The sequence below is a fragment of the Curtobacterium sp. MCPF17_050 genome (assembly GCF_003224435.2).
Taxonomy (GTDB): Bacteria; Actinomycetota; Actinomycetes; order Actinomycetales; family Microbacteriaceae; genus Curtobacterium.
Window position 1 is genome coordinate 1,926,038 of sequence record NZ_CP126250.1, and the last position, 24,771, is coordinate 1,950,808.

The 24,771-nt window shown below is 72.9% G+C and carries 26 protein-coding genes; 13 read left to right on the forward strand and 13 right to left on the reverse strand.

Features of this window, described 5'->3' with window-relative positions:
- Positions 1–36 precede the first annotated feature (36 nt).
- Together DEJ34_RS09115 and DEJ34_RS09120 are read right to left on the reverse strand one after the other, a co-directional pair.
- Positions 37–852 (reverse strand): ABC transporter ATP-binding protein, encoded by an 816-nt coding sequence (locus DEJ34_RS09115; protein ID WP_110825133.1) that lies wholly within the window; start codon positions 850–852, stop codon positions 37–39.
- Positions 849–1,763 carry a siderophore-interacting protein gene (locus DEJ34_RS09120; protein ID WP_110825134.1) on the reverse strand — a complete coding sequence of 305 codons (915 nt, stop codon included), beginning with the start codon at positions 1,761–1,763 and terminating at the stop codon, positions 849–851. Before DEJ34_RS09120 ends, DEJ34_RS09115 begins: the two co-directional genes overlap by 4 nt.
- 79 nt (positions 1,764–1,842) lie before the next feature.
- Here DEJ34_RS09120 and DEJ34_RS09125 point away from each other — a divergent pair, with 79 nt between their 5' ends.
- From DEJ34_RS09125 to DEJ34_RS09150, 6 genes are all read left to right on the forward strand, one after another.
- Positions 1,843–2,799 (forward strand): alpha/beta fold hydrolase, encoded by a 957-nt coding sequence (locus tag DEJ34_RS09125; RefSeq protein ID WP_181419528.1) that lies wholly within the window; start codon positions 1,843–1,845, stop codon positions 2,797–2,799.
- A gap of 111 nt (positions 2,800–2,910) precedes the next feature.
- Complete coding sequence (locus tag DEJ34_RS09130; protein ID WP_110911904.1) at positions 2,911–4,410, forward strand: ABC transporter substrate-binding protein; 1,500 nt, start codon at positions 2,911–2,913, stop codon at positions 4,408–4,410.
- 9 nt (positions 4,411–4,419) lie between these two features.
- Positions 4,420–5,373, forward strand: a complete 954-nt coding sequence (locus DEJ34_RS09135; protein ID WP_110900146.1) for an ABC transporter permease — start codon at positions 4,420–4,422, stop codon at positions 5,371–5,373.
- A 2-nt stretch (positions 5,374–5,375) separates the two neighbouring features.
- On the forward strand, positions 5,376–6,275 hold the full coding sequence (locus DEJ34_RS09140; protein WP_110911908.1) for an ABC transporter permease: 900 nt from the start codon (positions 5,376–5,378) through the stop codon (positions 6,273–6,275).
- Positions 6,272–7,075, forward strand: coding sequence for an ABC transporter ATP-binding protein (locus DEJ34_RS09145; RefSeq protein ID WP_110911903.1), 804 nt, complete (start codon positions 6,272–6,274; stop codon positions 7,073–7,075). Before DEJ34_RS09140 ends, DEJ34_RS09145 begins: the two co-directional genes overlap by 4 nt.
- Positions 7,072–7,884, forward strand: a complete 813-nt coding sequence (locus tag DEJ34_RS09150; RefSeq protein WP_181422288.1) for an ABC transporter ATP-binding protein — start codon at positions 7,072–7,074, stop codon at positions 7,882–7,884. Before DEJ34_RS09145 ends, DEJ34_RS09150 begins: the two co-directional genes overlap by 4 nt.
- Positions 7,885–8,029: 145 nt before the next feature.
- On the opposite strand, the gene DEJ34_RS09155 is transcribed toward DEJ34_RS09150, so the two are convergent.
- From DEJ34_RS09155 to DEJ34_RS09165, 3 genes are read right to left on the reverse strand one after another with little or no spacing between them, the layout of a single operon-like run.
- On the reverse strand, positions 8,030–9,469 hold the full coding sequence (locus tag DEJ34_RS09155; RefSeq protein WP_110911902.1) for an amidase: 1,440 nt from the start codon (positions 9,467–9,469) through the stop codon (positions 8,030–8,032).
- 9 nt (positions 9,470–9,478) lie between these two features.
- Entirely contained in the window at positions 9,479–9,694 is a 216-nt protein-coding gene (locus tag DEJ34_RS09160) for a helix-turn-helix domain-containing protein (RefSeq protein WP_110911901.1), read from the reverse strand.
- Positions 9,694–10,359 (reverse strand): hypothetical protein, encoded by a 666-nt coding sequence (locus DEJ34_RS09165; protein WP_110911900.1) that lies wholly within the window; start codon positions 10,357–10,359, stop codon positions 9,694–9,696. The genes DEJ34_RS09160 and DEJ34_RS09165 overlap by 1 nt, the downstream gene beginning before the upstream one ends.
- Before the next feature lie 89 nt (positions 10,360–10,448).
- Between DEJ34_RS09165 and DEJ34_RS09170 the strand changes: the two genes are divergently transcribed.
- From DEJ34_RS09170 to DEJ34_RS09180, 3 genes are all read left to right on the forward strand, one after another.
- Positions 10,449–11,186 carry a hypothetical protein gene (locus DEJ34_RS09170; RefSeq protein ID WP_110911899.1) on the forward strand — a complete coding sequence of 246 codons (738 nt, stop codon included), beginning with the start codon at positions 10,449–10,451 and terminating at the stop codon, positions 11,184–11,186.
- Between the two features lie 115 nt (positions 11,187–11,301).
- Positions 11,302–12,966 (forward strand): ABC-F family ATP-binding cassette domain-containing protein, encoded by a 1,665-nt coding sequence (locus tag DEJ34_RS09175; protein ID WP_110911898.1) that lies wholly within the window; start codon positions 11,302–11,304, stop codon positions 12,964–12,966.
- Positions 12,967–12,987: 21 nt separating this feature from the next.
- Entirely contained in the window at positions 12,988–13,473 is a 486-nt protein-coding gene (locus DEJ34_RS09180) for a tetratricopeptide repeat protein (protein ID WP_110911897.1), read from the forward strand.
- Between the two features lie 21 nt (positions 13,474–13,494).
- Here the strand turns inward: DEJ34_RS09180 and DEJ34_RS09185 are convergent, their stop codons facing one another.
- Complete coding sequence (locus DEJ34_RS09185) at positions 13,495–14,811, reverse strand: cytochrome P450 (protein WP_110911896.1); 1,317 nt, start codon at positions 14,809–14,811, stop codon at positions 13,495–13,497.
- 155 nt (positions 14,812–14,966) lie between these two features.
- On the opposite strand from DEJ34_RS09185, the gene DEJ34_RS09190 reads away from it, so the two are divergent.
- A complete protein-coding gene (locus DEJ34_RS09190; RefSeq protein WP_181422287.1) occupies positions 14,967–15,662 on the forward strand; it encodes an SPFH domain-containing protein in 696 nt (231 codons plus the stop codon).
- Between the two features lie 38 nt (positions 15,663–15,700).
- On the opposite strand, the gene DEJ34_RS09195 is transcribed toward DEJ34_RS09190, so the two are convergent.
- Together DEJ34_RS09195 and DEJ34_RS09200 are read right to left on the reverse strand one after the other, a co-directional pair.
- Complete coding sequence (locus DEJ34_RS09195; RefSeq protein ID WP_110911894.1) at positions 15,701–16,243, reverse strand: gluconokinase; 543 nt, start codon at positions 16,241–16,243, stop codon at positions 15,701–15,703.
- Complete coding sequence (locus DEJ34_RS09200; protein ID WP_110891346.1) at positions 16,240–17,742, reverse strand: GntP family permease; 1,503 nt, start codon at positions 17,740–17,742, stop codon at positions 16,240–16,242. The genes DEJ34_RS09195 and DEJ34_RS09200 overlap by 4 nt, the downstream gene beginning before the upstream one ends.
- Positions 17,743–17,957: 215 nt before the next feature.
- On the opposite strand from DEJ34_RS09200, the gene DEJ34_RS09205 reads away from it, so the two are divergent.
- Positions 17,958–18,656 (forward strand): FadR/GntR family transcriptional regulator, encoded by a 699-nt coding sequence (locus tag DEJ34_RS09205; protein WP_110891345.1) that lies wholly within the window; start codon positions 17,958–17,960, stop codon positions 18,654–18,656.
- Between the two features lie 25 nt (positions 18,657–18,681).
- On the opposite strand, the gene DEJ34_RS09210 is transcribed toward DEJ34_RS09205, so the two are convergent.
- The 5 genes from DEJ34_RS09210 to DEJ34_RS09230 are packed head-to-tail and all read right to left on the reverse strand — an operon-like array spanning position 18,682 to position 22,089.
- The gene (locus tag DEJ34_RS09210) at positions 18,682–19,290 is read right to left on the reverse strand and encodes a GNAT family N-acetyltransferase (protein WP_110825149.1); all 609 of its coding nucleotides are present in this window, start codon (positions 19,288–19,290) and stop codon (positions 18,682–18,684) included.
- A 23-nt stretch (positions 19,291–19,313) separates the two neighbouring features.
- Complete coding sequence (locus DEJ34_RS09215; protein ID WP_110911893.1) at positions 19,314–20,000, reverse strand: uracil-DNA glycosylase; 687 nt, start codon at positions 19,998–20,000, stop codon at positions 19,314–19,316.
- Position 20,001: 1 nt separating this feature from the next.
- Entirely contained in the window at positions 20,002–20,721 is a 720-nt protein-coding gene (locus DEJ34_RS09220; protein WP_110911892.1) for a Type 1 glutamine amidotransferase-like domain-containing protein, read from the reverse strand.
- The gene (locus DEJ34_RS09225; protein WP_181422286.1) at positions 20,718–21,248 is read right to left on the reverse strand and encodes a phosphoribosyltransferase; all 531 of its coding nucleotides are present in this window, start codon (positions 21,246–21,248) and stop codon (positions 20,718–20,720) included. The genes DEJ34_RS09220 and DEJ34_RS09225 overlap by 4 nt, the downstream gene beginning before the upstream one ends.
- 43 nt (positions 21,249–21,291) lie before the next feature.
- Entirely contained in the window at positions 21,292–22,089 is a 798-nt protein-coding gene (locus DEJ34_RS09230) for an SDR family oxidoreductase (protein WP_110825151.1), read from the reverse strand.
- A gap of 84 nt (positions 22,090–22,173) precedes the next feature.
- On the opposite strand from DEJ34_RS09230, the gene DEJ34_RS09235 reads away from it, so the two are divergent.
- Both DEJ34_RS09235 and DEJ34_RS09240 read left to right on the forward strand, forming a co-directional pair.
- Positions 22,174–23,265 carry an acyltransferase family protein gene (locus tag DEJ34_RS09235; protein ID WP_110900137.1) on the forward strand — a complete coding sequence of 364 codons (1,092 nt, stop codon included), beginning with the start codon at positions 22,174–22,176 and terminating at the stop codon, positions 23,263–23,265.
- 159 nt (positions 23,266–23,424) lie between these two features.
- Positions 23,425–24,756, forward strand: coding sequence for a bifunctional o-acetylhomoserine/o-acetylserine sulfhydrylase (locus DEJ34_RS09240; RefSeq protein WP_110825154.1), 1,332 nt, complete (start codon positions 23,425–23,427; stop codon positions 24,754–24,756).
- The last annotated feature ends 15 nt before the right edge of the window (positions 24,757–24,771 follow it).

The following is a 24,771-nucleotide window of genomic DNA, read 5'->3' on the forward strand; positions in this document are numbered from 1 at the left end:
CGGACCCGGACCGCGCCGACGCGCGCAGCGCGCCCGTCAGCGCGCGCGACGCGGCACGACGAGCGGCGTGCCGGTCTCCGGGTCCGGCACGACCACGCACGGCAGGCCGAAGACGTCCTCGACGAGCTCCGCGGTCACGACCGTCGCCGGCGGCCCCTGTGCCACGATCACCCCGTCCCGCATCGCGATCATGTGCGTCGCGTACCGCGCAGCCTGGTTGAGGTCGTGCAGGACCGCCACGACCGTGCGACCGGCCGCGTGCAGCGTCGAGGCGAGCTCGAGCACGTCGTACTGGTGCGCGATGTCGAGGAACGTGGTGGGTTCGTCGAGCAGCACGATGTCGGTCTCCTGCGCGAGCACCATCGCGATCCAGACGCGCTGCCGCTGGCCGCCGGACAGCTCGTCGACGCCGCGGTCGGCGAGGCCCACGATGTCCGTCTGCGCCAGGGCCGCCTGCACGACCTGCCGGTCGGTGCCGCTCGAGGGGTGCAGCAGGTCCTGGTGCGGGAAGCGTCCGCGGGACACGAGGTCGCGCACGCTGATGCCGTCCGGGGCGATCGGCGTCTGCGGCAGCATCGCGACGCGCCGGGCCACTGCCTTCGGGCGGTAGGACGTGATCGGACGGCCGTCCAGGTAGACCGTCCCGGCGGTGGGCTTGAGCGTCCGCGCCAGCGCCTTGAGGAGCGTCGACTTCCCGCAGGCGTTCGGACCCACGATGACGGTGAGCTCACCGTCCGGCACGTCGACGTCGAGCCCGTCGACGACCACGCGGTCGTCGTAGCCGAGCCGCAACCCGCGGGCGCCGAGTGCGGTGACGGGCGCCTCGGGGGTGAGGACGCTGGCAGGGGTCAACACTCCGCCTTGCCGTGGCGCCAGTACCCCATGAACGCGACCTGCTTGCGGTCCAGGCCGACGCCGCGCACGAGGTGGCGTCGGAGTTCCTTGACGCAGCCGGCCTCCCCCGCGATCCAGGCGTAGACGGGCAGGTCGTCGTCCTCGCGCGGGACGTCCCAGAGCACCTGGTGGTCCACGTCGACGTCCGCGAGTTCCACCGGCACCGCCGCGCGCCCATCGGTGAGGACGGGCGCCGGCACCGCGACCGTCGATGCCCAGGCTTGCACGTGGTCGGTCATGCGGACGCCGTGCGACGCGCCGTTGCGGGCGATCCACCGCACCTCGACGCCGGCGGGCGCGGAGACGGGCAGGCGGTCGGCGTCGGTCGGGACCTCGATGAACACGTGTCCGACGGCCGAGACGTCGAGGGCCTCGAGGATCGCGCAGATCGCGGGAGCGGCCGTCTCGTCGCCCGCGAGGAGGATCCGGTTCGCCGACCCGGGAGCGAACTCCGCCGCGCCGGACGGCAGGTCCTCGGGCGACTCCGGCACGCGGGGGCCGACGATCCGCAGTTCGTCGCCGACACGGCACGCGGACACCCAGCGCGAGGCCGGCCCGCCGTCCCCGTGGGCGACGAAGTCGATGTCGAGCTCGTGCGCGTCCGGACGGAAGGAGCGGACGGTGTACGTGCGGATCGGGTTCCGGGTGGCGTCCGGCAGTGCGCGCCACGCCGCGAACCAGTCCTCGCCCTCCGGCAGGTCGGAGAACCCGTGGCCGTCGAGCGGCAGGAGCACCTTGATGCGCTGGTCCAGCCCGACGGCGGAGAACTCCGCGAGTTCGGCACCGGTCAGCGTCACGCGGACGAAGTGCGGGGTGAGCGAGGTGACGGCCGCCACACGGACGGAGAAGACGCGGTACCGGGCAGCCACACCTCGAGTATGGCATGCCTTACCTAAGGAGAGAAGGACGGGTCATCTCGCAGCCCGCGTCGGCTGCGACACTGGGACGGTGTCCGTGCACGATGACGAGTTCTCCGACGTCCCCGCCCTGGCCGCCGCGAGCGGCGTGACGGAGCCACTCCGCGCCTCCCGGCAGGTGGTGCCGACCGTCCCCGGTGGTGACGTGTCGGCGATCCGTTGGTCGCGCACCGGTCCGCCGGTCCCCGCTCGGGAGGCCCGGATCACCTACCTGCACGGGCTCGGCATCGACGCGCACAGCTTCGACCAGACCGCGATCGCCGTCGACGAGCCGGCCGTCGCGCTCGACCTCCCCGGGCACGGGCGGTCCGCGTGGCGTGCAGACGCCGACTACGCCGCCACCACCACGGCCCCCACCGTCCTCGCCGCGCTCGACGCCCTGGACGTCCCGCCGGGCATCGTCGTCGGGCACTCCCTCGGCGCGATCCTGTCCGCCCGCCTCGCCGCCCTCGCACCGGAGCGTGTCACCGGTCTCGTGCTGGTCGACATGTCGCCGGACTTCGCGCAGCGCGCCGTCGACCGGATCGCCCGCGCACTGGAGGCCGAGGAACCGTTCTCGGACCTCGACGAGGTCGTCGACCGGGCGATCGCGGCCCGCGTCGGCGACGACCGACCCACGCTGCTCCGCGAGGCCCGGCACACCACGCGGCTCGGTGCCGACGGTCGGCTGGTGCGACGCCACCACTTCCCGCACCTCGGCGTCGGACGGTCGGCCTCGGTCGGGCGCTTCGCCGACGCCTGGCCGGACCTGGAGCAGCTGGACGTACCGCTGCTGCTCGTGCGCGGGGACCGCGGGTACGTCTCCCCCAAGCTGCACCAGTCCTTCGCCGAACGACTCCCGGATGCCACGATCGTCACGGTCGCGTCCCGGCACGCGGTGCAGACGCAGGCGCCGCTGCCCCTCGCCGCTGCCATCCGGTCCTGGGCGACCACGCATGGTTTGTCGGACGGCGTCGAAGAACCCCCCTCGACTTCGTCGGAGCCCTGACACCGCCGGTGCGACGCATCCCGGTAGCCTCGTCCGAGCGCCGCTGACGACCGTCGTCGCGCCGCCCTCGTTCCGGACCCTGCGTGGCCCGGCTCCGGGAAGGAACCCAGCATGCGTCCGCTCCACCGCACCGCACTCGCCGCGACAGCACTCGTCGTCGCGACCTCGGTCGCCCTGGCCGGCTGCTCCGGCGGCCCCGACGAGACCCGTGGCGGTCCCGACGCGACGGTCCGGGTCGGCCTGGTGCTCGAACCGACGAGCCTCGACATCCGCACCCAGTCCGGCAACGCGCTCGACCAGGTCCTCATCGACAACGTCTACCAGGGGCTCGTCGGCCGGACCGCCGACGGCGGGATCCGCGACGTGCTGGCGTCCTCGCACGAGGTCTCGGACGACGGCCTGACGTACACGTTCACGCTCCGCGAGGGCGTCACCTTCCAGGACGGCGAGCCGCTCACGGCGGACGACGTCGTGTCCTCGCTCGAGGACGTCAAGGCGAACGACTCCTACGTCGACGCGGACGACCTCGCCTCGGTCGACACCGTGACGGCGACCGGCGACGACCAGGTGCAGCTCCGGCTCACCCGGCCCGACTCCGAACTCCTGTGGAACCTGACCGGACGCGCCGGGCTCGTGCTCGAGCAGGGCGCGGACGGCGACCGGACGAAGACCGCGAACGGCACCGGGCCGTTCGAGGTCGCGAACTGGAAGCAGGGCGACTCGCTCACCTTCAAGCGGAACCCGGACTACTGGGGTCCGAAGGCGAAGGTCGGCACGGTCGTCTTCCGGTACATCACCGACCCGTCCACGGCCGTCAACGCGATGGCCGGTGGGGACCTCGACGTCCAGACCGCGGTGGACGGCACGCTGAAGGGGCAGCTGGAGGGCACCTCCGGCATCACCCTGCACACCGGCAAGACCACCGACAAGTACACGCTCGCCTTCAACGACCGGAAGGCGCCCTTCGACGACGTCCGCGTGCGCAAGGCGATCCGGCAGGCGATCGACCCCAAGGCGGTCATCACGGCCATCGGCGGCGGCGGCGTCGAGCAGGGCGGCCCCATCCCGGCGCTCGACCCCGGCTACCAGGACCTGACCGACGTCGACGCGTACGACCCCGCGTCGGCGCGGAAGCTCCTGCGGCAGGCCGGCGTCACGAAGCCCACGCTCACCCTCACGTACGCGAACGTCTACCCGACGGCCATCGGCGACGTCCTGACCTCGCAGCTCGCCGACGTCGGCATCACGCTGAAGGTGCGGCGCGTGGACTTCGCCACCTGGCTCGACACGGTGTTCACGAAGAAGGACTTCGACCTCAGCATGGTCAACCACACCGAGGCGCGGGACTTCGGCAACTGGGCGGACCCGGACTACTACTTCGGCTACGACAACGCACAGGTGCAACGGCTGTACGCCGCGGCCCTCGCCACCACCGACCAGGACGAGAAGGTCCAGGCGCTGCGACAGGCCGCCCGGATCGTCAGCGAGGACGCCGCTGCCGAGTGGCTGTACACCGCGACGACGACGACCGCGGTCCGTGACGGCGTCTCGGGCTTCCCGTTCGACAGCACCACGACCCGGCTGGGCCTGGCGGACCTCGCGGTCTCGTAGCATCGCACCGTGACCCGATTCCTCGTCGGGCGGGTGCTCCTGCTCGCCGTCGGCCTGCTCGTGGCGAGCCTGATCGTCTTCGGGACGCTGCGCGTGCTCCCCGGGGACGTCGCACAGGTCGTCGCCGGGGCCGAGGCGACGCCCGCGCAGGTCGCAGCGCTCCGGGAGCAGCTCGGGCTCGACCGTCCGGTCGTCCTGCAGTACCTCGACTGGATCGGCGGGCTGTTCCACGGCGACCTCGGGAACTCGCTCGTGACCCGCGGGCCGGTCGCACCGGAGATCGCGGAGAAGCTCGCGGTCACGCTGCCGCTGGCCGGCATGTCCCTGGTCGCCGCCCTCGTGGTCGGCGTCCCGCTCGGGGTCCTCGCCGCGGTCCTCCGCCGCCGTCCCGGTGGGGCGGTGATCTCGTTCGCCGCGCAGGCCGTCGCGGCGGTCCCGGTGGTCTGGGCCGGGCTGCTCCTGGTCGCGCTGTTCGCCGTGACGCTGCACTGGCTGCCGGTGCAGGGCTTCCCGCTCGACGGCTGGCGGACGCCGGGCCGGGCGTTCGCCGCGCTCGTCCTCCCCGCGCTGACGATCGGTGCGGTCGAGGGTGCCGTCATCCTGCGCTTCACCCGCTCGGCGACGCTGTCCGTCCTCGACGCCGACCACGTCCGGACCGCCGCAGCGGTCGGGCTCACGAAGACCCGCGCTCTGCTCCGGCACGGCCTGCCCAGCGTCGCCCTGACCGTGCTCGCCGTCCTCGGGGTGCAGATCGCCGGGCTGCTCGTCGGAGCGGTCGTCGTCGAACAGGTCTTCTCGCTCCCGGGCGTCGGCCGGATGCTCGTCACCGACGTCGGCCGGCGGGACATCACGAAGGTGCAGTCCGAACTCCTCGTCCTCACCGGTCTGGTGCTGCTCGTCGGGTTCGCCGTCGACGTGCTCCACCGTGCGCTCGACCCCCGGCAGCGGGAGGCCGCATCGTGACCGTGCTCCGTCGTCTGCTCCGCACCCCGACCGGGCTCTTCGCCGTGGTCGTCCTCGGGCTGCTCGTCGTCCTCGCAGCCGTGTCGCTCGTCTGGACACCGCAGGACCCGTTCCGCACCGACCCCGCGGCGCAGTGGGGTCGACCGAGCGCCGCGCACTGGTTCGGCACCGACGCCGTCGGCCGCGACATCGCCAGCTACCTGCTCGCCGGGACCCGCACCACGCTCGTCGTCGCGGTCGGCTCCGGCGTCATCGCGAGCGTCGTCGGCGTCGTCCTCACCGCGATCGGGTCGCTCACCGCCCGCTGGGTCCGCGAGGGGACGGCCGTGCTGCTCGACGTGCTCGTCGCCTTCCCCACCCTGCTCACGGCGATGCTCCTCACCGCGGTGTACGGCGGCTCCCTCGGCGTCGTCGTCGTGTCCGTCGGACTCGCCTCCGGTGTGACGATCGCCCGCGTCGCCCGCGGGGAGATCCGCCGCATCGCGCGGAGCGACTACGTCGTCGCAGCGCGGGCCTCCGGCGTCGGTCCGGCCGGCGTGCTCTTCCGGCACCTCGTCCCGAACGCCGCGCCCCTGTTCACCGTGCAGCTGTCCCTCGCGATGGCGACGGCGGTCCTCGCCGAGGCCGGCCTGTCCTACCTGGGCTACGGCGCCGACGCGGGCACGGCCTCGTGGGGACGGTTGCTGTCCGACCTGCAGACCTACATCGGTGTCCACCCCTGGAGCGCGACCTGGCCTGGTGCCGCGATCGCGGTCGTCGTCGCGGCGCTCTCCCTCCTCGGTGACGCCGTCCGCGACGCGACCGACCCCCGGCTCAGCGCCGGCCGACGGGACGGCGACGTCCCCGGTGCCCGCCCTGCTGACCGGGTCCCGGGCGTCACCGGGTCGGAGGGCATCGCATGACCGCCGACGCCCCCACCTCGCGTGGTCTGGACGTCCGCGGCCTGACGGTCCGGATCGCCGACCGGACGGTGCTCGACGACGTGACGTTCGCCGTGCCTCCCGGCCGTCGCGTCGGCGTCATCGGCGCGTCCGGGTCCGGCAAGTCCATGACGGCGCTCGCGCTGATGGGTCTGGAACCGGCGGGTGCGGCCGTCACCGGCAGCATCCGCCTGGACGGGCGTGAGCTCGTCGGGCTGTCGGACCGTGAGCGCGCGCGGACCCGCGGCGCCGCGATCGGCATGGTGTTCCAGGAGCCCGGCACCGCACTCGACCCGATCCGTCGCGTCGGGAAGCAGATCGCCGAACCGCTGCGCCTGCACCGCGGGCTCGACCGCCGGGCGGCCGCCGAGGCCGCCGTCGGCCTCGCGCGCGACGTCGGCCTGCCCGACCCCGAGCTGCTCCTCCGTCAGTACCCGCACCAGCTGTCCGGCGGCCAACGGCAGCGCGTCTGCATCGCGATGGCGGTGGCGGGGGAACCGGACCTGCTGGTCGCCGACGAGCCGACCACCGCCCTGGACGTCACCACGCAGGCCCGGATCCTCGACCTCTTCGAGTCGCTCACCGCCTCCAGGGGGGCCGGCATGCTCTTCGTGACGCACGACCTGGCGGTGCTGTCCCGGATCGCCGACACCGCGGTCGTGCTGGAGGCCGGACGTGTCGTCGAGCAGGGCCGGGTCGCCGACCTGCTCGCCGCGCCCCGGCACCCCGCCACCGCGGCGCTCGTCGACGCGGCCCGCGCCACCGCCAGGAGGACCCCGTGACCGACCTCCCCGCACCGGCCGCTGCGGGCGCACCCGCACTCGCCGCCGCCGACCTGCACCGCACCTACCGACTCCCCCGCCGCGGACCGTTCGAACCCGGCGCGCTCCGCACCGCCGTCGACGGCGTCGACCTCACCGTCGCGGCCGGTTCCCGGCTCGGCATCGTCGGTGAGTCCGGGTCCGGCAAGTCGACCCTCGTCCGTCTGCTGGCCGGACTGGAGGCCCCCTCCACCGGCACCGTGCACGCCGCCGGCCGCCCCGTGGATGCCCGCGCATCGGCCGCCGCCGGCAGGTGGTACCGGCGGGAGACCGGCGTCGTCCTCCAGGACCCGGTCGCCTCGCTCGACCCGCGGATGCGCGTCGGCGCCATCGTCGCCGAGCCCCTCCGGGCGCTGCGGATCGAGGGCGACCACCGGGCGATGGTCGCCGCCGTGCTCGAACGGGTCGACCTGCCCGCCGACGCCGCGGACCGGTACCCGCACGAGTTCTCCGGCGGGCAGCGGCAGCGCATCGCGATCGCGCGGGCGGTGGTGCACCGTCCGCGGATCCTGTTCGGGGACGAACCGATGAGCGCCCTCGACGTGGTGGTCCGCGCGCGGGTGATCGACCTGTTCCGCTCGTTCGTCGACGACCTCGGCGCGACGCTCGTGCTCGTCTCGCACGACATCGGCGTCGTCCAGCGGCTGTGCGACACCGTCGCCGTGATGAGCGCCGGGCGCATCGTCGAGCACGGGCCGGTGTCCCTGCTCGACGCTCCCGCCCACGAGGTCACGCGGGCGCTGGTCGCGGCGGCACCGACGCTGCCGTAGCGGCGCGCTCCTCCCCCGGGTTCCAGAACCGCGGCATCTCGCGGCGCCGGATGCGACGATCGTGGAACCTGGACGGTGCGCGAGCGGCGAGTCGTGGAACCGCGACGGGCGGCGCAGGGCACTCGGCGCTCGGGCGTCGACGGCGCTACCAGCCGGCCGGGTGCCTCCGCTGCCAGCGCAGCCGCCGTTCGAGCTGCGCCCCGATCGCCAACAGGATCCGCTCGCCACCCGGGCGCCCGATCAGCTGCACGCCCATCGGCAGGCCCGCGCCGTCCGGGTGTCCCTCGGCGGTGACCCCGACGGGCAGCGTGATCGCCGGCAGCCCCGACACGTTCGCCATCGACGTCCACGGCGAGTACGCGCACTGGCGGCGGAAGTCCTCCTCCGGGTCGTCGCCGTACCAGCCGAGGGGCCGCGGGGTCATCGCGAGGGTCGGCGTGAGGACCGCGTCGAACCGGTCGAACGCCCGGATCAGGGCGATCGAGAACGCGTCGAGCCCGGCCATCGCATCGAGCACCTGCGTGCTCGTCAGCGCCCGCCCGCGCTCCACCAGCCAGGCGACGAGGGGCGTCAGAGCACGCGAGTCGATGCCCGGGATCCGGGCGATCCCAGCACCGGAGGACTCCCAGGCGACCTGGAACGGCTCGGCGTACGGCGCGCGCGGCATCGCCACGTCCTCGACCCCGTGCCCGACCTCGCCGAGGACCCGCACGGCCGTGTCGACCGCCTCGCGCGCGGCCGCGTCGACGACCACGTCGACGGAGTCGTCCCACGGCGAGCCCTCGAGCAGGCCCACGACGAAGCGCCCCTCGCCCCGGACGGCGGCCGCGGTGAAGGGGCCGTCGCCGACGTCGGGCGTCACGAGTGCGTACGGCTGGCGCTCCGGCAGCCCGGTCGGTGCCACGAGTGCGTCGAGGAGCATCCCGGCGTCGGCGACCGTCCGGGTGAGCGGTCCGGCGACGGCCAGTCCGCCCAGCCCGGCGCGTCCGGGCATGGACGGCACCCGGCCGCGACTCGGCTTGAGCCCCACCAGGCCGGTGGCCGCCGCGGGGATCCGCACCGAGCCGCCACCGTCCGACCCGACGGCAGCCGGCAGCAGTCCGGCTGCCACGGCGACGGCGGCACCGCTCGACGACCCACCCGGGGCGCGTGTGGTGTCATAGGGGTTCCGCGTCGTGCCGAACCGCGTCTCCGACGAGGACGACATCCCGAACTCGGGCGTGGCCGTCTTGCCGAGGCTGATCGCCCCGGCGTGGTCGAGCGCGGTGACGAGCGGGTGGTCGGCCTCCGCCGGATCTCCCGGCAGGGCGGCGGTGCCCGACCGGGTGGGGACGCCGCGACGGTCCGTCAGGTCCTTGTCCCCGGACGGGAGGCCCCACAGCGGTCGCGACGTCGGCACCAGGTCGCCGAGGTGGTCGGCCCGGGCACGTGCAGCATCGGCGGTGACCGTGACGAACGCGCCGAGCTCCGCGTCGAGCCGGTCGATCCGGGCGAGGTAGTGGTCGGTGACCTCGCGGGCGGTGGCGTCGCCGCGGCGGATCCAGTCCCAGAGTTCCTGCGCGGACAGGTGGTGGAGTTCGAACACGGACCGAGCCTAGGCGGACGCGGTCGGCACCTGGGAGAGCAGGTCGCCGACCTGGCAGCCGAGGGCGACGCAGATCGCCTCGAGGGTGCTGAAGCGAACGGCCTTGGCGTGCCCGTTCTTGAGGATCGACAGGTTCACGGTGCTCACGCCGACCTGCTCGGAGAGGTCGACGAGCGTCATCCCGCGCGACAGGAGGAGTTCGTCGAGGCGGCAGACGATCGCCATCAGACCAGCCCGGTCGCGTCGTCCCGGTAGCCCTCGGCAGCCCGGAAGACCGCTGCCAGGGCGGACAGGCCGGCAGCGGCGACGAGTGGCCAGAAGGGGGCGCCCAGCGACTCGGTGCGTCCGGAGTACGACCCCGTGAACTCGGGCAGGGCTCCGGCGATCTCGGGCTGCGTGATCTCGCTCACGAGCTGGAGCACCGCGGCGGCCTCGAACCCCACGAACACGATCACGGCGAGCGTGACGAGCGCGCGCGAGCAGGCGCGGGCGAACGGACGCCCGTCGCCGATGTTGCGGGTCACGAGCAGCAGACAGACGGCGATGCCGGCCGTGGTGAGGACGGCGACGAGGTCGCTCAGATTGTGCAGCACGATCGTGGTGACCGGGAGGTCCTGCACCCGTCCGATCATCTGGGTCACCGCCGGCGCAGTCCCCGGCACGACCATTGCCCCGGCCGGTTCGGTCACCGAGGGACCGTGGACCGGCGTCTCCAGCGACCAGGTCCAGTCGACGCCGGTGGTCCGGTGCGCGAGCTGGTCGACCATCCCGGCGACGACGAACCACGCGCGGACGGCGGCGACCAGGATCATGCCGAGGGAGACGACGAACACGAAGCTGACGGAGCTCTTCTGGCGGAGAGCGGCGGCGCGCTCATCGGGGATCGACATGCGGCGAGCATAAGGAAAGTCGTTACGCTGACGCGACTGCCAAATGGGTGGCGCTTGACCGTGTCCTTCGACGGGGCCAGGCTCGCCGCATGGACTTCGGTGGAGTGCTCGGCACGGACGCTCCTGACCCCGAGCTCGAGCAGCGGGCCGCGGTCCGCGCGCTCGGGTTCGACGTCGCCGGTCTCGTGGCGCAGCGGCACCTCGAGGACTCCGGCTCCCTCGGCGTGCAGACCAGCGAGTCCGACGGTGTGCTCGTCGGTGCGACCGTGTCCCGGCAGTACATGCTCTGGCGGAACCCCGACGACCGCGACGACCCGGTGAACCTGGCGGTGCTGGACGACGAGCGGCGGCGGTCGCTCGAGGAGGTCCCGCCGTGGCCGCGCCCGGACTGGCTCGTCGCGACCGTCGAGCGCCTGCGGTACCCGATGCTGTGGGAGGCGGTCCAGACGCACTGGTCCGCACCCGGTCCGACCCGTCCCACGGCGGCGGAGACCCTCGTCCAGCACGTGCAGAACGTCCTCGTCAACCAGTACCGCGACGAACACGCCCTCCCCGACCTGACCGCCGAGCACACCTGGCCCACCCTGGTCGACGAGCGGAGCGTCCAGTCCGGGCACCCCCTCCTGGTCGACGGCGCCGAACGCCCGGGACTGCTCCTCGACACGGACCCGTTCGTGCTCGGCCTGGCCGCGGAGCTCGACGACGGCCGTCTCCTGACCGCGGTGCTCCCGCGCGACGAGCTGTCCCTGCTCACCATCGCCTTCGACTCGGCGGTGCCGTTGGACGACACCGGTCCGGAACGGCCTGGTGTCACTCCACCCGGCTAGTCCGCGCGCAGCACCTCGAAGCCCCGCAGCACACCCGACGGGAGGCACCGGACGGGCGCGCACCGCGCCTCCCGTCCGGTCGGTGGCCTGCCCGACGAGGTGGGACGATGGACGGATGACCGCCACGCTCGTCGCCAAGGGGCTCGCCGGCGGCTACGCCGCCCGCACGCTGTTCGACTCCCTCGACCTCACGGTCGCACCCGGTGACGTGATCGGCGTCGTCGGGGTGAACGGGGCCGGGAAGTCGACGCTGCTGCGCCTGCTCGCCGGGGTCGACGAGCCGCTGGCCGGGACCGTCTCGCTGTCACCGACCGACGCGTTCGTGGGGTGGCTGCCGCAGGAGCACGAGCGCGTGCCCGGCGAGACGGTCGCGGCCTACGTCGCACGACGGACCGGCTGTGCGGCGGCGGCGGCGGAGATGGACGCGACGGCCCTGGCGCTCGGCGAGCCGGACGCCGGTGATGCCGCGGCGGACCGGTACTCGGTCGCGCTCGAGCGCTGGTTGGCCTCGGGTGCCGCCGACCTCGACGAGCGGATGCCGGTGGTGCTCGCCGACCTCGGTCTGACGCTCGACGCGCGTGACGGCTCGGTCACGGCGGACTCGCTCATGACGTCGCTGTCCGGTGGGCAGGCGGCACGGGTCGGCCTCGCGGCGTTGCTGCTCTCACGGTTCGACATCGTGTTGCTCGACGAGCCGACCAACGACCTGGACCTGGACGGCCTCGACCGGCTCGAGGAGTTCGTCCGCGGCCTCCGCGGCGGGGTCGTGCTCGTCAGCCACGACCGGGAGTTCCTCGCCCGCTCGGTGACGGCCGTCCTGGAACTCGACCTCGCGCAGTCCTCGAACCGGCTGTTCGGCGGCGGGTACGACGCGTACCTCGAGGAGCGCGAGATCGCCCGCCAGCACAAGCGCGACGCGTACGACGAGTACGCCGCGACGAAGGCCGACCTGGTGTCCCGTGCGCGGACGCAGCGCGAGTGGTCCAGCCAGGGCGTGCGCAACGCGATGAAGAAGGCGCCCGACAACGACAAGATCCGCCGCAAGGCCGCGAGCGAGTCGAGCGAGAAGCAGGCGCAGAAGGTCCGGCAGATGGAGTCGCGCATCGCCCGGCTGGACGAGGTGGAGGAGCCGCGCAAGGAGTGGCAGCTCGCGTTCACCATCGGCCAAGCCCCGCGGTCCTCCGCCGTCGTGGCGACCCTGTCGGACGCCACGTACGTGCAGGGCGACTTCACGCTCGGGCCGGTGTCGCTGCAGGTGAACGGCGGCGACCGGATCGGCATCACGGGCCCGAACGGCGCCGGCAAGTCGACCCTGCTCCGCGCGTTGCTCGGGCGCCAGGAGCCGACGACGGGCACCGCGTCCACCGGGTCGAGCGTCGCGATCGGCGAGGTCGACCAGGCCCGGTCGCTGTTCACGGGGACCGAGTCGCTCGCGGCCGTGTTCGAGGGCCTCGTGCCGGAGATGAACACCGCGGACGTCCGGACCCTGCTCGCGAAGTTCGGGCTGAAGGCGGACCACGTCGGCCGCGCCGCCGGTGAGCTCTCCCCCGGCGAGCGCACCCGCGCCGGGCTCGCGCTGCTGCAGGCCCGCGGGGTGAACGTCCTCGTGCTCGACGAACCCACGAACCACCTGGACCTCGTCGCCATCGAACAGCTCGAACAGGCGCTCGAGTCCTACGAGGGCACGCTGCTGCTCGTCACGCACGACCGGCGGATGCTCGACACGGTGCAGCTCGACCGGCAGTGGCGGGTCGAGGCGGGGCGGGTCACCGAGGGCTGAGACCCGCCCTACTGTGGGCTCATGGACCTCGCGGAGTGGAAAGAGCGCGTCGACGCCCTGTGGGCGGACACGCAGGTCGACGACGAGGGCCGGATCCGGCGCATGCGTGCCCTCGCGGCGACGGCACCGCACCCGGCGCTCGGCGCGTTCGAGCTCGGTGGCGCCCACGACTCCGGTGGTCAGGAGGCCGAGGCGGACGTCGAGTACTCCCGCGCCACGGCAGCGGGCCTCGACACCGTCGACCCGACCCGTGCTGCACAGATGGTGATCCAGCACGCCTCGACGCTGCGGAACCTCGGTCGGACGGACGAGGCGATCGCCATGCTCCGGGCCGCACCGGCACACCCGGCCGTCGGCGATGCGCCGGCGGTGTTCCTCGCTCTGGCCCTGCACAGCGCAGGACGGTGCGACGAGGCGCTGCGGCTCGCCCTCGAGACCATCGAACCGACGCTGCCGCGCTACAACCGGTCGGTCCGCGCGTACGCGGCGGCGCTCACCGGCGACTGACCGGGCAGCGCCACACCGCGGTCAGTGTCCGCCGACACGGTGGAACGGGCAGCCGCCCGACCGGGTCGCGCCGCCGTGGGACCGGGAGGCCCGCACCTTCCCTCCGGACGCCGGCTTGGTGGGCAGACGGCGCCGGTTGACCCCGAGGCCCTCGTCGAGCACGGTCAGTCGCGGGTCACTGAGGGTCGCCACGGCAGCTGCGAGCCCCGCGATCGCGAGCTTCTCCCCGGGGCACCGGTGGCCGGCCGCCGGGTCCGCTCCGCCGTGCGGGATGAAGGTCCGGATCGCCTCGTAGTCGTCGACGCCGAGGAACCGCGTCGGGTCGAACCGCTCCGGCTCCGACCAGGACGCCTCGTCCGTGTCGGTCCCGAGGATGTCGAGCACCACTCGACCGCCCGCCGCCAGGCGTTCGCCGTCGAGCTCGACGTCCTCGGTCGCCCAGCCGGGCAGCATCGGGACGAAGGGCGCCGTCCGCCGGATCTCCTGCGCGAACGCGGTCGCCAGCGGGCCGTCCGCGAGGGATCCGCGGGTGCGGGCCTCCTCGGCGAGGCGCTCGCGCCACTCCGGGCGGTCGTGTAGCTCCGCGGCGGCGAACGCGACGAACCGGGCGACGGCGATCATCGGGCGGATGCTGTTCTGCAGCTCGATGCCGGCGGTCGCAGCGGGCAGGAGCAGCGCTGAGCGGTCGCGGTGCCACGCCCACTCGTACAGCGCAGTGCCCTCCGCGGGCTCGAGCTCGCCGGCCCGGACCGCGCGGATGAGTCGCTCGGCGTGCCGGTCGGACCACCAGCGGTTGGCCGCGGCGAGCAGGTACTCCGGCGAGTACGGTGCGCCGAACCCGTCGACGATCTGCGCGAGGCGGGCGGCCCAGCGGGTCTTCGCATCGGCGGTCCCGGGCAGTCCCGCCCACCGCATCGACGCACGGCCGAAGGCGCCCACCGCGGCGTCGTAGGCGGACCGGCGCTCACCGGCGAGCCAGTCGTCGAGTTCGCGCTGCCACTCCTCCGCGAAGAGCGGGGTCAGCCGCGCGACCTGCTCGTCCTCGTACGCGACGTCGAGGAACGTGGCCTTGCGGTGCCGGTGCTCGTCCCCGTCGAGGCTGTGCACCGACCCGTCGCCGAACAGGGTCTGCTGGACGATCGCGGGCATCGCGCCGTGGCGGGCGATCCGGTCACCGTCGTAGAAGAGGTCGACGGCCTCGCTCCCGCGGACGAGCAGGGCGTCCTTGAACAGGAACCGCATCGGCACCGCCCGGGCGCCGTCGGACGCACGGCGCCAGATGTGGGCGCCGAAGCCGTAGCCGCGGGTGAGCAGGGACACGGAGTCGTCGATCGCCATGCGCCCATGCTGCCGGGAGCCGCCCGGCCGTCCTCCCAAGGGCCGCCGCGGGAACCGTGACCGCCGGGGTACGGCAAACTGCAGAGACCAACTCCAGGAGTGTTCTTCATGTTCGTGCTCGCCATCCTCTTCCTCGTCGTCGCGCTCGCTGCGCTGTGGTTCCGCACACGGACCTACACCACCCCGGCCCGACCGGCGACGCCGCGGTCAACGGCTCGGACTCGGACAACAACGGCAACGTCCGCTCCGGCCCGTACGTCACCGTCCAGGACCGGGACGGCGTCTCGTCGAACATCAGCCTGAACCTGCAGTACAGCATCGACGCGAAGGCCGTCACGGACATCTACCGGTCGTACAAGACCGAGGAGAACTCCAAGACGCAGTTCATCGGCAACTCGGTGCGGAGCGTCGTGCGCCAGGTCCCGAACGACTTCACCACGATCGCCCTCATCACCAAGCGCGGGGCGGTCGAGAAGTCCATGATCCAGGCGCTCGAACGACGGTGGCAGGGCTCGGGCGTGCACGTGGACAACTTCGCACTCCAGGAGATCACGCCCCCGAAGTCGGTCACGGACTCGTACGCGGCCGCGCAGCAGGCACAGATCCAGGTGACGAAGGAGCGCGCGCTGCTCGACGCCAAGAAGGTCCAGGCGCAGCAGCAGGTCGCCGAGGCGCAGGGGCAGGCCGACGCGAACAAGGTGCTCAACGGCCAGCCGCTGTCGGACGCCGCGCTGAAGCAGCGGGAGATCGAGGCCCTGAAGAGCGCCGGTGACAACGGCTCACTCATCGTCGTCCCGCAGGGCAGCGACAACATCCTCAGCCTGCCCGGCACGCGCGGCGGCTCGGAGTGACGGGCGGACCGGTCAGCGCGTGCCGGAGCGCCCGCTGCTCAAGCGGCCCGGAGCCCCAGCGCCTGCAGCACCTCGGCGCACTCCTCGGCACGGGTACGGTCGGCCGCGACGGTGACGTGGACCTCGTCCGCCTGCGGCGGCTCGAGCGTCGCCAGCTGTGAGTCGAGCAACGACGTCGGCATGAAGTGCCCGGACCGTGACGACATGCGCTGTCCGAGGAGCGCCCGGTCCCCCGCGACGTGCACGAAGACCACCCCGGAGGCCCGGAGCACGTCCCGGTAGGACCGCTTGAGTGCGGAGCAGGTCACCACCCCGTTCGTACCGGCGGCGAGGTGTCCGCGGATCCACCCGGCCACGACGTCGAGCCACGGCCACCGGTCCTCGTCGCTCAGGGGTGTCCCGGCCTGCATCTTCGCGACGTTGGTCGCGGGGTGCATGTCGTCGCCCTCGGCGAAGGCCCATCCGAGCTCCTCGGCGAGCATCGCGGCGACCGTCGACTTGCCCGAACCGGACACACCCATGACCACGAGCACCCGTGCGTCGAGCGGTACCGGCTGCTGGTCGGTCGCGTGTCCGCTCATCGGATGAAGACCCCCGCGACGAGCACACCGACCAGCCCGGTGACCGAGATGAGGCACTCGAGCACCGACCACGTCTTGAAGGTCTGCCCGACGGTCGTGTTGAGGTAGCCCTTGACGAGCCAGAACCCGGCGTCGTTCACGTGCGACAGGAAGACCGACCCGGCACCGATGGCGAGCACGAGCAGCGAGGTCATCGGGGACGAGAGGTCCTGCGCAATCGGGGCCATGATGCCCGCGGCGGTGACCGTCGCGACGGTCGCGGACCCGGTGGCGACCCGGACGAGCGCGGACACCACCCAGGCGACGAGCAGCACCGACACGCCGGACTCCTGGACGGCGTCGGCGATCACGCCGCCGATGCCCGTGTCGATGAGCACCTGCTTGAAGCCGCCGCCCGCGCCGACGATGAGCAGGACGCCGGCCACGGGCGGCAGGGCGCTCTCGAGGGACTTCGCGACGGCCGACCGGTCCATGCCACCGCCGACCGCGAAGAACACCATCGCGTAGACGGTGGCGATGCCGATCGCGATCATCGGCGTGCCGAGGAAGTCGAGCACGCCGACCCACGCGCCGCCGGCGTCCGGCACCGTGGCCTCGCGGATCGCCTGCGCGAGCATGAGCACGACGGGCAGCAGGATGCCGACGAGGGCGACCGCGAAGGACGGGCTGCGCGGTTCGCTGATGACCCGGGTGAAGTCGCTCTTCCCGTTCGGCAGGGACGCCGTGTCCTGCGTGGCGGAGCCGCGGCGTGCCTCCCGGCCGGAGTGCGCGGGGTCCGCGTCCCGTGAGCCGAACATGTCCGGAGCGGGGACGTCGACCCAGCGTGCCGCGAAGCGGGCGAACACCGGACCGGCGACGACGATGACGGGGACCGCGAGCACGATGCCGAAGGCGAGCGTCGTCCCGAGGTCCGCGCCGACCGTCGAGACGGCCACGAGCGGACCGGGGTGTGGTGGGACGAACGCGTGCATGGTCGACAGACCGGCGAGGGCCGGGATCGCGATCTTCATGATCGGGACGCCGCTGCGCTTCGCGACGAGCACGATGATCGGGATGAGGAGCACGAGGCCGACCTCGAAGAACATCGGCAGGCCGATGAGCGCGCCGATGAGCGCCATCGTCCAGGGCAGGGCGGCGGCCGAGGACCGGCGGACCAGCGTGTCGACGACCCGGTCGGCGGCGCCGGAGTCGACGAGCAGCTTGCCGAACATCGACCCGAGCCCGACGAGGATGCCGACGCTCGTCATGGTCGCGCCGAAGCCGTTGCCGAAGCTCGTGACCGTCTGTTCCGGGGCGAGACCCGCGCCGAGACCGACGCCGAGCGCGCCGATCGTCAGGGCGACGAACGGGTGCACCTTGAGCCAGGTGATGAGCGCGATGATCACCACGATGCCGACGAGGGCAGCGATGACGAGCTGTGGGATCGTGCCCGACGGTTCGACCGGCTCGGGGCCCGCCGCGAGCAGGGTGCCCGCCGCCGAGGTCTGGAGGTGAGGCATCTGCGCCCCTTCCTGGTGCAGCTCCTGCGCTGCGCCGTCCTGCTGCTGATGGCTGATCCGTGCCGGTCGTTGTCCATCCCGACCGTCGAATCAATAATCTGATTAATCAGACTACATCGTCGACGCCCGCGCGCCAGCTCGTCCTGCGCGCAGTCTGCCGCTGCAATGGGGTTCGCGTCACACACCCGTACCCGACGGTCCGACCAGGAGGAACGATGCCGACACCCCGCGGCCTGCACGCCCACGTGCTCGACACGCTCGGGCAGCGCATCGTCGACGGCGCGGTCGCCCCGGGGACGGTGCTCCGACCGGAGGACGTCGCCGCCGAGTTCGGCGTCTCACGATCGGTCGTCCGCGAGGCACTCCGCGTGCTCCAGTCGCTCAGCATGGTCCGGCCACGCCAACGGGTGGGCACCCAGGTGCTGCCGTCGTCGGACTGGGAGCTCCTCGCCCCCTCGGTGATCCGCTGGCGCGGGGCCTCGGACGCGTACTTCACCCAGCAACGCGAACTGCTCGAACTCCGGCTCGGGATCGAGCCGGTCGCCGCCGCCCTCACCGCGGACCGGGGCGGTCCGGCCGCCGACGCCGTGCTCGTCGCGGCCCGCGAGATGGTCGAGGCCGTCGGACGCGGGGACGGACATGCCTACCTCGAGGCGGACGTGCGCTTCCACCGTGCCCTGCTCACCGGATCCGGCAACACGGTCTTCGCGCACTTCGCGCACACGGTCGAGGCGCTCCTCCGCACCCGGACGAGCGAGTCCCGCGACACCATCACCCGATGGACCGCCGAGGCCGCCGCCCGACACGAGGCCGTCGGCCAGGCGGTCGTCGACCGGGAGGCCCGACTCGCGTCCGACGCGGCCGCCGCGCTGGTGCGCACCACGCGCGACGAGTTCGTCGCCGAGGCCCGCTGACCGGTGCTCGCTGACCGGTGCTCGCTCAGCGCCCGCCGGAGGGCCGCCTGCGCAGACCCCGGAGCCGCAGGCGCATCGTCACCGTGCCGAGCCACCGGTCGTACTTGAACCCGACGCGTCCCATCCGGCCGATCTCCTCGAAGCCGAGCCGCTCGTGCAACCGGATCGAGGCGTCCGCGGACCGGTCGGCGATCACGGCGATGACCTCGCGCACGCCGGCCGCCCGGCACGCCTCGAGCAGTGCCTCCATGAGTGCCCGGCCGAGGCCCTTCCCGCCCGAGGCCGCCCCGAGGTAGATCGAGTCCTCGACCACGTGGTTCGACCGGTCCCGCGGGTTCCAGGGCTCGACGAGCGCGTAGCCGAGCACCTGCCCGGACGGCGCCTGCGCCACCAGGAACGGCAGCTTCCGCCGCTGGAGGTCGTCGTACCGGCGCTTCCACGCGGCGAAAGTGAAGGCCGCCGCGTCGAACGTCACGGAGGAGTTCCGGACGTAGTGCGTGTGGATCTCGCGCACCTCGGGCAGGTCCGCGGTCGTCGCCGGTCGGATCGCGTACGTGAAGACCGGTTCCGGCGGGGCCGGGGCACGCAGGTGTCGCGGCAGGGTCCGCCGCTGCTGGTATTCCTCCTCGAGCACGGCTCGAGCCTACGGGAGGCCCGTCACGGCTCGGTCGGCAGGGTCCAGTCGACGGGGTCCGCGCCCTGGACGGCGAGCAGGTCATCCACCGCGGAGAACGGTCGGCTGCCGAAGAACCCGCGGGACGCGCTCAGCGGGCTCGGGTGCGCCGACGCGACGACCGGGGTGTCGCCGAGGAACGGCCGGACCGACGCCGCCTGCGCGCCCCAGAGCACGGCGACGAGGGGACGGTCGCGGGCGACGAGGGCCCGGACGGCCTGCTCGGTGACCGCTTCCCAGCCCTTGCCGCGGTGACTGGCGGGCGCGCCCACGCCGACGGTGAGCACCCGGTTGAGCAACAGCACGCCCTGCCGGGACCACGCCCGCAGGTCGCCGTGCGCCGGGGGCGTCACGCCGAGGTCGTCGGCGAGCTCCCGGTAGACGTTCTGCAGGCTCCGCGGGACCGGGCGCACGTGCGGGGCGACGGCGAAGGACAGGCCGATCGGGTGTCCGGGGGTCGGGTACGGGTCCTGCCCGACGACGAGCACCTTCACGCGGTCGAACGGGTCCTCGAAGGCACGGAGGACGGCCGGTCCGGCGGGCAGGTACGGTCGGCCCGCCTCGTGTTCGGCACGGAGCCACGCACCGATCCGGTGGACCTCGTCCTCGACCGGGGCGAGTGCCTCGGCCCAGCCGGGGTCGACGAGCTCCGCGAGGGGCTTCGGCTGCACGCTAGGCGCCCATGGTGGCGACCGAGACGGACTCCTCGCCCGCCATCACCCGCCAGACGCTCCCGGTGCCGCGGACCTCGAGCGCACCTTCGCCGACGACGAGCGCGGTGTCCTCGTCGATGGCGAGACCCGCGGTGACGAACTCGGCCTCGGCGCTCGCGACGAGGCGGGCGAGGGTGCCGGCCTGCGCGGCGTGCACGTCGATGGTGAGGTCGACGAGTCCGAGTCCCTCGCGGAGCTCGACCTCGTCCAGGCCCTCGGAGGCGTCCTCGGGGCAGACCTCGACGCCGCCGATCCGGTGTCCGCCGACCAGGGCGCGGTCCGCGGCGATCATCGCACCGGCGGAGTAGCCGAGGTACGGCAGACCGTCCGACACGAGCAGGCGGATCTGGTCGACGAGCGGCGTGACGGCGTCCAGGTAGTCCGGGGTCCGGCCGCCGCTGACGACCAGGGCGTCGACGTCGCTGAGGACCGTCGTGTCGAAGACCCGGCCGGCGGGGACCTCGGTGACGAGGACCTCGGCCGCACGGGCACCGCCGAGGACCTCGGCGATGTCGGCGGTCGAGCCGGGCGACCTGCCGTCGGCACCGGCGACGGACAGCAGCGCGATGCGGGGGACGGTGCGCCCGACCGCGGCGGAGCGAGCGGTGGCCTCGGCGGTGAAGGCGGCGGCGACGTCCGCGGCGACGAAGGGGCCGCCGCCGACCAGGTGGATGCTCACGACTCGGCCGTCACCGGCGCGAGGGCGCTCCACGGGAACGTGATCCAGCCGTCGACCCGGCGCCACACGTGGTCGGGCTCGAGCACCGTGCCGGGCTTGGAGTAGAGGCAGGCGCTGCGGACGTCGGCACCGGCGTTCCGGATGATGTCGACCACGAGCGCGAGGGTGCGGCCGGAGTCCGACACGTCGTCGACGACCAGGACCCGCTTGCCGGCGAGGCTCGGCGCGTCGAGGGCCGGCGCGAGCACGACCGGCTCCTCGAGGCGCTGCTCGACGTCGGTGTAGAACTCGACGTTGATCGAGCCGCACTCCTTGGTGCCGAGCGCGTAGGCCATGGCACCGGCGATGATGAGTCCGCCGCGGGCCACGGCCACGACCACCTCGGGCTCGAACCCGGCGGACAGGACGTCCTTGGCGAGCAGGCGTGCGGCGTCGCCGAACTCGAGCCAGCCGAGCACCTCCGGTCCGCTCGTCACGGTCACGGTCGACGAGGCGGACGGCTCCGCTGGTTCGCTGCTGATCGGCATCCGCCCACGGTACCGGCAGGGGTGCGCCGCCCGCGACCCGTCGTCACCGCCCGGGCGCTGCGGCCTGCCCCTTGGGCGTGAGCGGCCCGCGGGCGAGCTTGTGCTGCGCCGACTGCGCCACCGGACGGACCGTCACGAGGTCGAGGTTGACGTGCGGCGGCAGCTCCACGGCGTGCACGATCGCCTCGGCGACGTCGTCCGCCACGAGCGGCGCCTCGACCCCGTCGTAGACGGCCGCGGCCGCCGCGGTGTCGCCGCCGAACCGCACGACGGAGAACTCCTCGGTCTTCACCATGCCGGGGGCGATCTCCACGACGCGGATCGGCTCGCCGTTCAGCTCGAGCCGGAGCACACCGACGAGGGCGTGCTCGGCGTGCTTCGCGGCCACGTAGCCGCCGCCGTTCTCGTAGGTGACGAACCCGGCCGTGCTCGTCACGGTGACGACGTCCGCACCGCCCGTCGCCGCGGCACGGCGGCGCAGCGCCGGCAGCAGCGCCGCGGTGACCCGCTTCGTGCCGAGGACGTTCACCTCGAACATCGCGCGCCAGTCCTCGACATCGGACTCCTCCACGGACGCCGAGCCGAACGCTCCCCCGGCGTTGTTGACGAGCACGTCCGCCCCGCCGAGCTCGTCCACGCGGGCGGCGAGCGCCGACACGTCCGCGTCCGAGGTGACGTCGACGACGAGCGTGTCCGCACCGGTCTCCGCGGCGAGCGCCTCGAGCCGGTCGGCCCGGCGCGCGACCGCGAGGACGTCCCACCCGTGCTGGCGGAAGCGCCGGACGGTGGCGGCCCCGATCCCCGAACTGGCTCCGGTGACGACGGCTCGACGGTTGCTCATGGTGCTCCTCGTGGTGGTCGGTGGTGCGGGGTGTCGTCAACGCTACCGACACGCCGGGGGCCGCCGGACGGTAACGTGCGGGAGATGACGACGGACGCCGCTCCTCCCGCGCCTTCGGTCCCGGCCGCTCCGCTCGAGGCGGGCCGGTCGAAGCGCCGCATCCCCCTGTGGGACACCTCGCGGTTCGTCGCGGTGACCCTCGTGGTGATCGGGCACGCGATCCAGCGGCAGACGACGGGCAGCGAGCACGCTCTGGCGCTGTACACGTTCATCTACGCCTTCCACATGCCGGCGTTCGGCGTGATCAGCGGGTACTTCTCGTCGGCGGACACCCCGACCGCGCAGCGCATGCGGCGGACGTTCACGGACATCGTCGTGCCGTACATCGTCATGCAGACGATCTGGACCGTGGTGCAGGGGATCGTCGAGGGCGGCAAGGAGTTCAACCCGACGAAGCCGACGTGGACGCTGTGGTTCCTGCTCGCGCTGGGGATCTTCCGGCTGATCCTGCCGTACCTCGCGCAGCTGCGGTGGCCGCTGTTCTGGGCGGTGGTGCTGAGCATCGGCGTCGGGTACTTCGACAACGTCGACTCGACGCTCTCGCTGTCGCGCGCGATCAGCCTGCTGCCGTTCTTCCTGCTCGGGTGGCAGGTCAAGCAGTGGGGCGTGTTCGACCGCTGGTACGAGGCGCCCCGCCGGGTCGTGGTCCGGGTGCGGGTCGTCGCGGCGCTGCTCTTCGCCGCGTGGGCGGCAGCGTGCGTGCTGTTCACCCCGCAGTTCGAGCAGTTCGACCTGCACCACTGGTTCTTCTACGACGACTCGTACTCCGGGCTCGGCGAGGACACGTGGTGGGCCGGTGGCGTCCGCTTCGGGCTGATGCTGTTCGCGGCGCTGCTCACGGCGGCGTTCCTGCTGCTCGTGCCCCGCCGGACGGTCTGGCTGACCCGGTTCGGTGCGGCGACGATGTACGTCTACCTCCTGCACACCTTCGTGCTCTACCCCATCCGCGAGTCCGGGATCCTGGCCGGGGAGCACTCGGCGTGGCCGTACGTGCTGCTCATGGTGCTGCTCGCGTGCGCGGTGAGCCTGTTCCTCGCGCAGCCGTTCGTCCGGCGCGGGATGCGGTGGCTGCTCGAGCCGAAGGTCGACTGGTTGTTCCGCAAGGACCCGGCCTGACGCCTGTCCGACGACCCGGCGGTCGCGTTACGTCCGACGTCACGCACGCTGGTGCCTGCCCTGCGGCGTCGTTAGCGTGAGCCGCGACGACCAGGTGTGGTGGGCCTCCCGGCTGCTGCGGGTCGACCCGACGACCGACCGGACGGAACAGGAGCCACGATGACCACGAACGACGCAGCCGCCTGGCGGTTCGAGACCACGCAGGTGCACGCGGGTGCCGCTCCGGACCCGACGACGGGTGCCCGGGCGACGCCGATCTACAAGACGACCTCGTACGTGTTCGAGAACTCGGACCACGCCCGCGACCTGTTCGCGCTGGCGCAGCCGGGCAACATCTACTCGCGGATCATGAACCCGACGAACGACGTCGTCGAACAGCGGGTCGCGGCACTCGAGGGCGGCACCGGCGCCTTGCTCGTGTCGAGCGGCCAGGCGGCGGAGACCTACGCGGTGCTCAACATCGCCGGCGCGGGCGACCACATCGTCTCGTCGTCGTCGATCTACGGCGGCACGTACAACCTGTTCAAGTACACGCTCGCCAAGCTCGGCATCGAGACGACGTTCGTCGAGGACCAGGACGACCCCGAGGAGTGGCGTCGCGCGGTCCGCCCGAACACGAAGCTGTTCTTCGCCGAGACGATCGGCAACCCGCGGATCAACGTGCTCGACATCGAGACCGTCGCGGGCGTCGCGCACGAGTCCGGGGTGCCGCTCATCGTCGACAACACGATCGCGACGCCGTACCTCATCCGGCCGTTCGAGCACGGGGCGGACATCGTCGTGCACTCGGCGACGAAGTTCCTCGGCGGGCACGGCACGGTCATCGGCGGGCTCATCGTGGACGGCGGCACGTTCGCCTGGTCCGAGCACGCCGAGCGGTTCCCGGAGTTCAGCACCCCGGACCCGTCGTACCACGGGGCGGTGTTCTCGCAGGTCGTCGGCGACGCGGTGGCGTACATCGTCAAGGCCCGCGTGCAGCTGCTCCGTGACCTCGGTGCGTCGAACTCCCCCGACACCGCCTTCGCGCTCCTGCAGGGCATCGAGACGCTCAGCCTCCGGATGGAGCGCCACGTCGCGAACGCGCAGGAGATCGCCGAGTGGCTCGACCGGCACCCGGACGTCGCGACGGTGGCGTACGCGGGCCTGCCGACCAGCCCCTGGTACCCCGCTGCGACGAAGTACGCGCCGCGGGGTGTCGGTGCAGTGCTGTCCTTCGAGCTCAAGGGCGGTGTGGACGCGGGCCGCGCGCTCGTGGACGAGCTGCAGCTGTTCTCGCACCTGGCGAACATCGGCGACGTCCGCTCCCTCGTCATCCACCCGGCGTCGACGACGCACTCGCAGCTGACGCCCGAGCAGCAGCTCACGACGGGTGTGACGCCGGGGCTCGTCCGCCTGTCGGTCGGGATCGAGAACGTCGAGGACCTCAAGGCCGACCTGGAGGCCGGGCTCGCCGCCGCACGGGCCGTCGCCCAGGCGGGCCTGCGCGCCTAGCCCCACGGCACGGAA

Bases quoted from the DNA above. Each gene is read 5' to 3' on its own strand.
- DEJ34_RS09130 (WP_110911904.1), top strand. From the start codon at position 2,911: ATGCGTCCGCTCCACCGCACCGCACTCGCCGCGACAGCACTCGTCGTC.
- DEJ34_RS09145 (WP_110911903.1), top strand. From the start codon at position 6,272: ATGACCGCCGACGCCCCCACCTCGCGTGGTCTGGACGTCCGCGGCCTG.
- DEJ34_RS09160 (WP_110911901.1), bottom strand. From the start codon at position 9,694: ATGGCGATCGTCTGCCGCCTCGACGAACTCCTCCTGTCGCGCGGGATG.
- DEJ34_RS09165 (WP_110911900.1), bottom strand. From the start codon at position 10,359: ATGTCGATCCCCGATGAGCGCGCCGCCGCTCTCCGCCAGAAGAGCTCC.
- DEJ34_RS09170 (WP_110911899.1), top strand. From the start codon at position 10,449: ATGGACTTCGGTGGAGTGCTCGGCACGGACGCTCCTGACCCCGAGCTC.
- DEJ34_RS09175 (WP_110911898.1), top strand. From the start codon at position 11,302: ATGACCGCCACGCTCGTCGCCAAGGGGCTCGCCGGCGGCTACGCCGCC.
- DEJ34_RS09180 (WP_110911897.1), top strand. From the start codon at position 12,988: ATGGACCTCGCGGAGTGGAAAGAGCGCGTCGACGCCCTGTGGGCGGAC.
- DEJ34_RS09185 (WP_110911896.1), bottom strand. From the start codon at position 14,811: ATGGCGATCGACGACTCCGTGTCCCTGCTCACCCGCGGCTACGGCTTC.
- DEJ34_RS09195 (WP_110911894.1), bottom strand. From the start codon at position 16,243: ATGAGCGGACACGCGACCGACCAGCAGCCGGTACCGCTCGACGCACGG.
- DEJ34_RS09200 (WP_110891346.1), bottom strand. From the start codon at position 17,742: ATGCCTCACCTCCAGACCTCGGCGGCGGGCACCCTGCTCGCGGCGGGC.
- DEJ34_RS09205 (WP_110891345.1), top strand. From the start codon at position 17,958: ATGCCGACACCCCGCGGCCTGCACGCCCACGTGCTCGACACGCTCGGG.
- DEJ34_RS09225 (WP_181422286.1), bottom strand. From the start codon at position 21,248: ATGCCGATCAGCAGCGAACCAGCGGAGCCGTCCGCCTCGTCGACCGTG.
- DEJ34_RS09230 (WP_110825151.1), bottom strand. From the start codon at position 22,089: ATGAGCAACCGTCGAGCCGTCGTCACCGGAGCCAGTTCGGGGATCGGG.
- DEJ34_RS09235 (WP_110900137.1), top strand. From the start codon at position 22,174: ATGACGACGGACGCCGCTCCTCCCGCGCCTTCGGTCCCGGCCGCTCCG.
- DEJ34_RS09240 (WP_110825154.1), top strand. From the start codon at position 23,425: ATGACCACGAACGACGCAGCCGCCTGGCGGTTCGAGACCACGCAGGTG.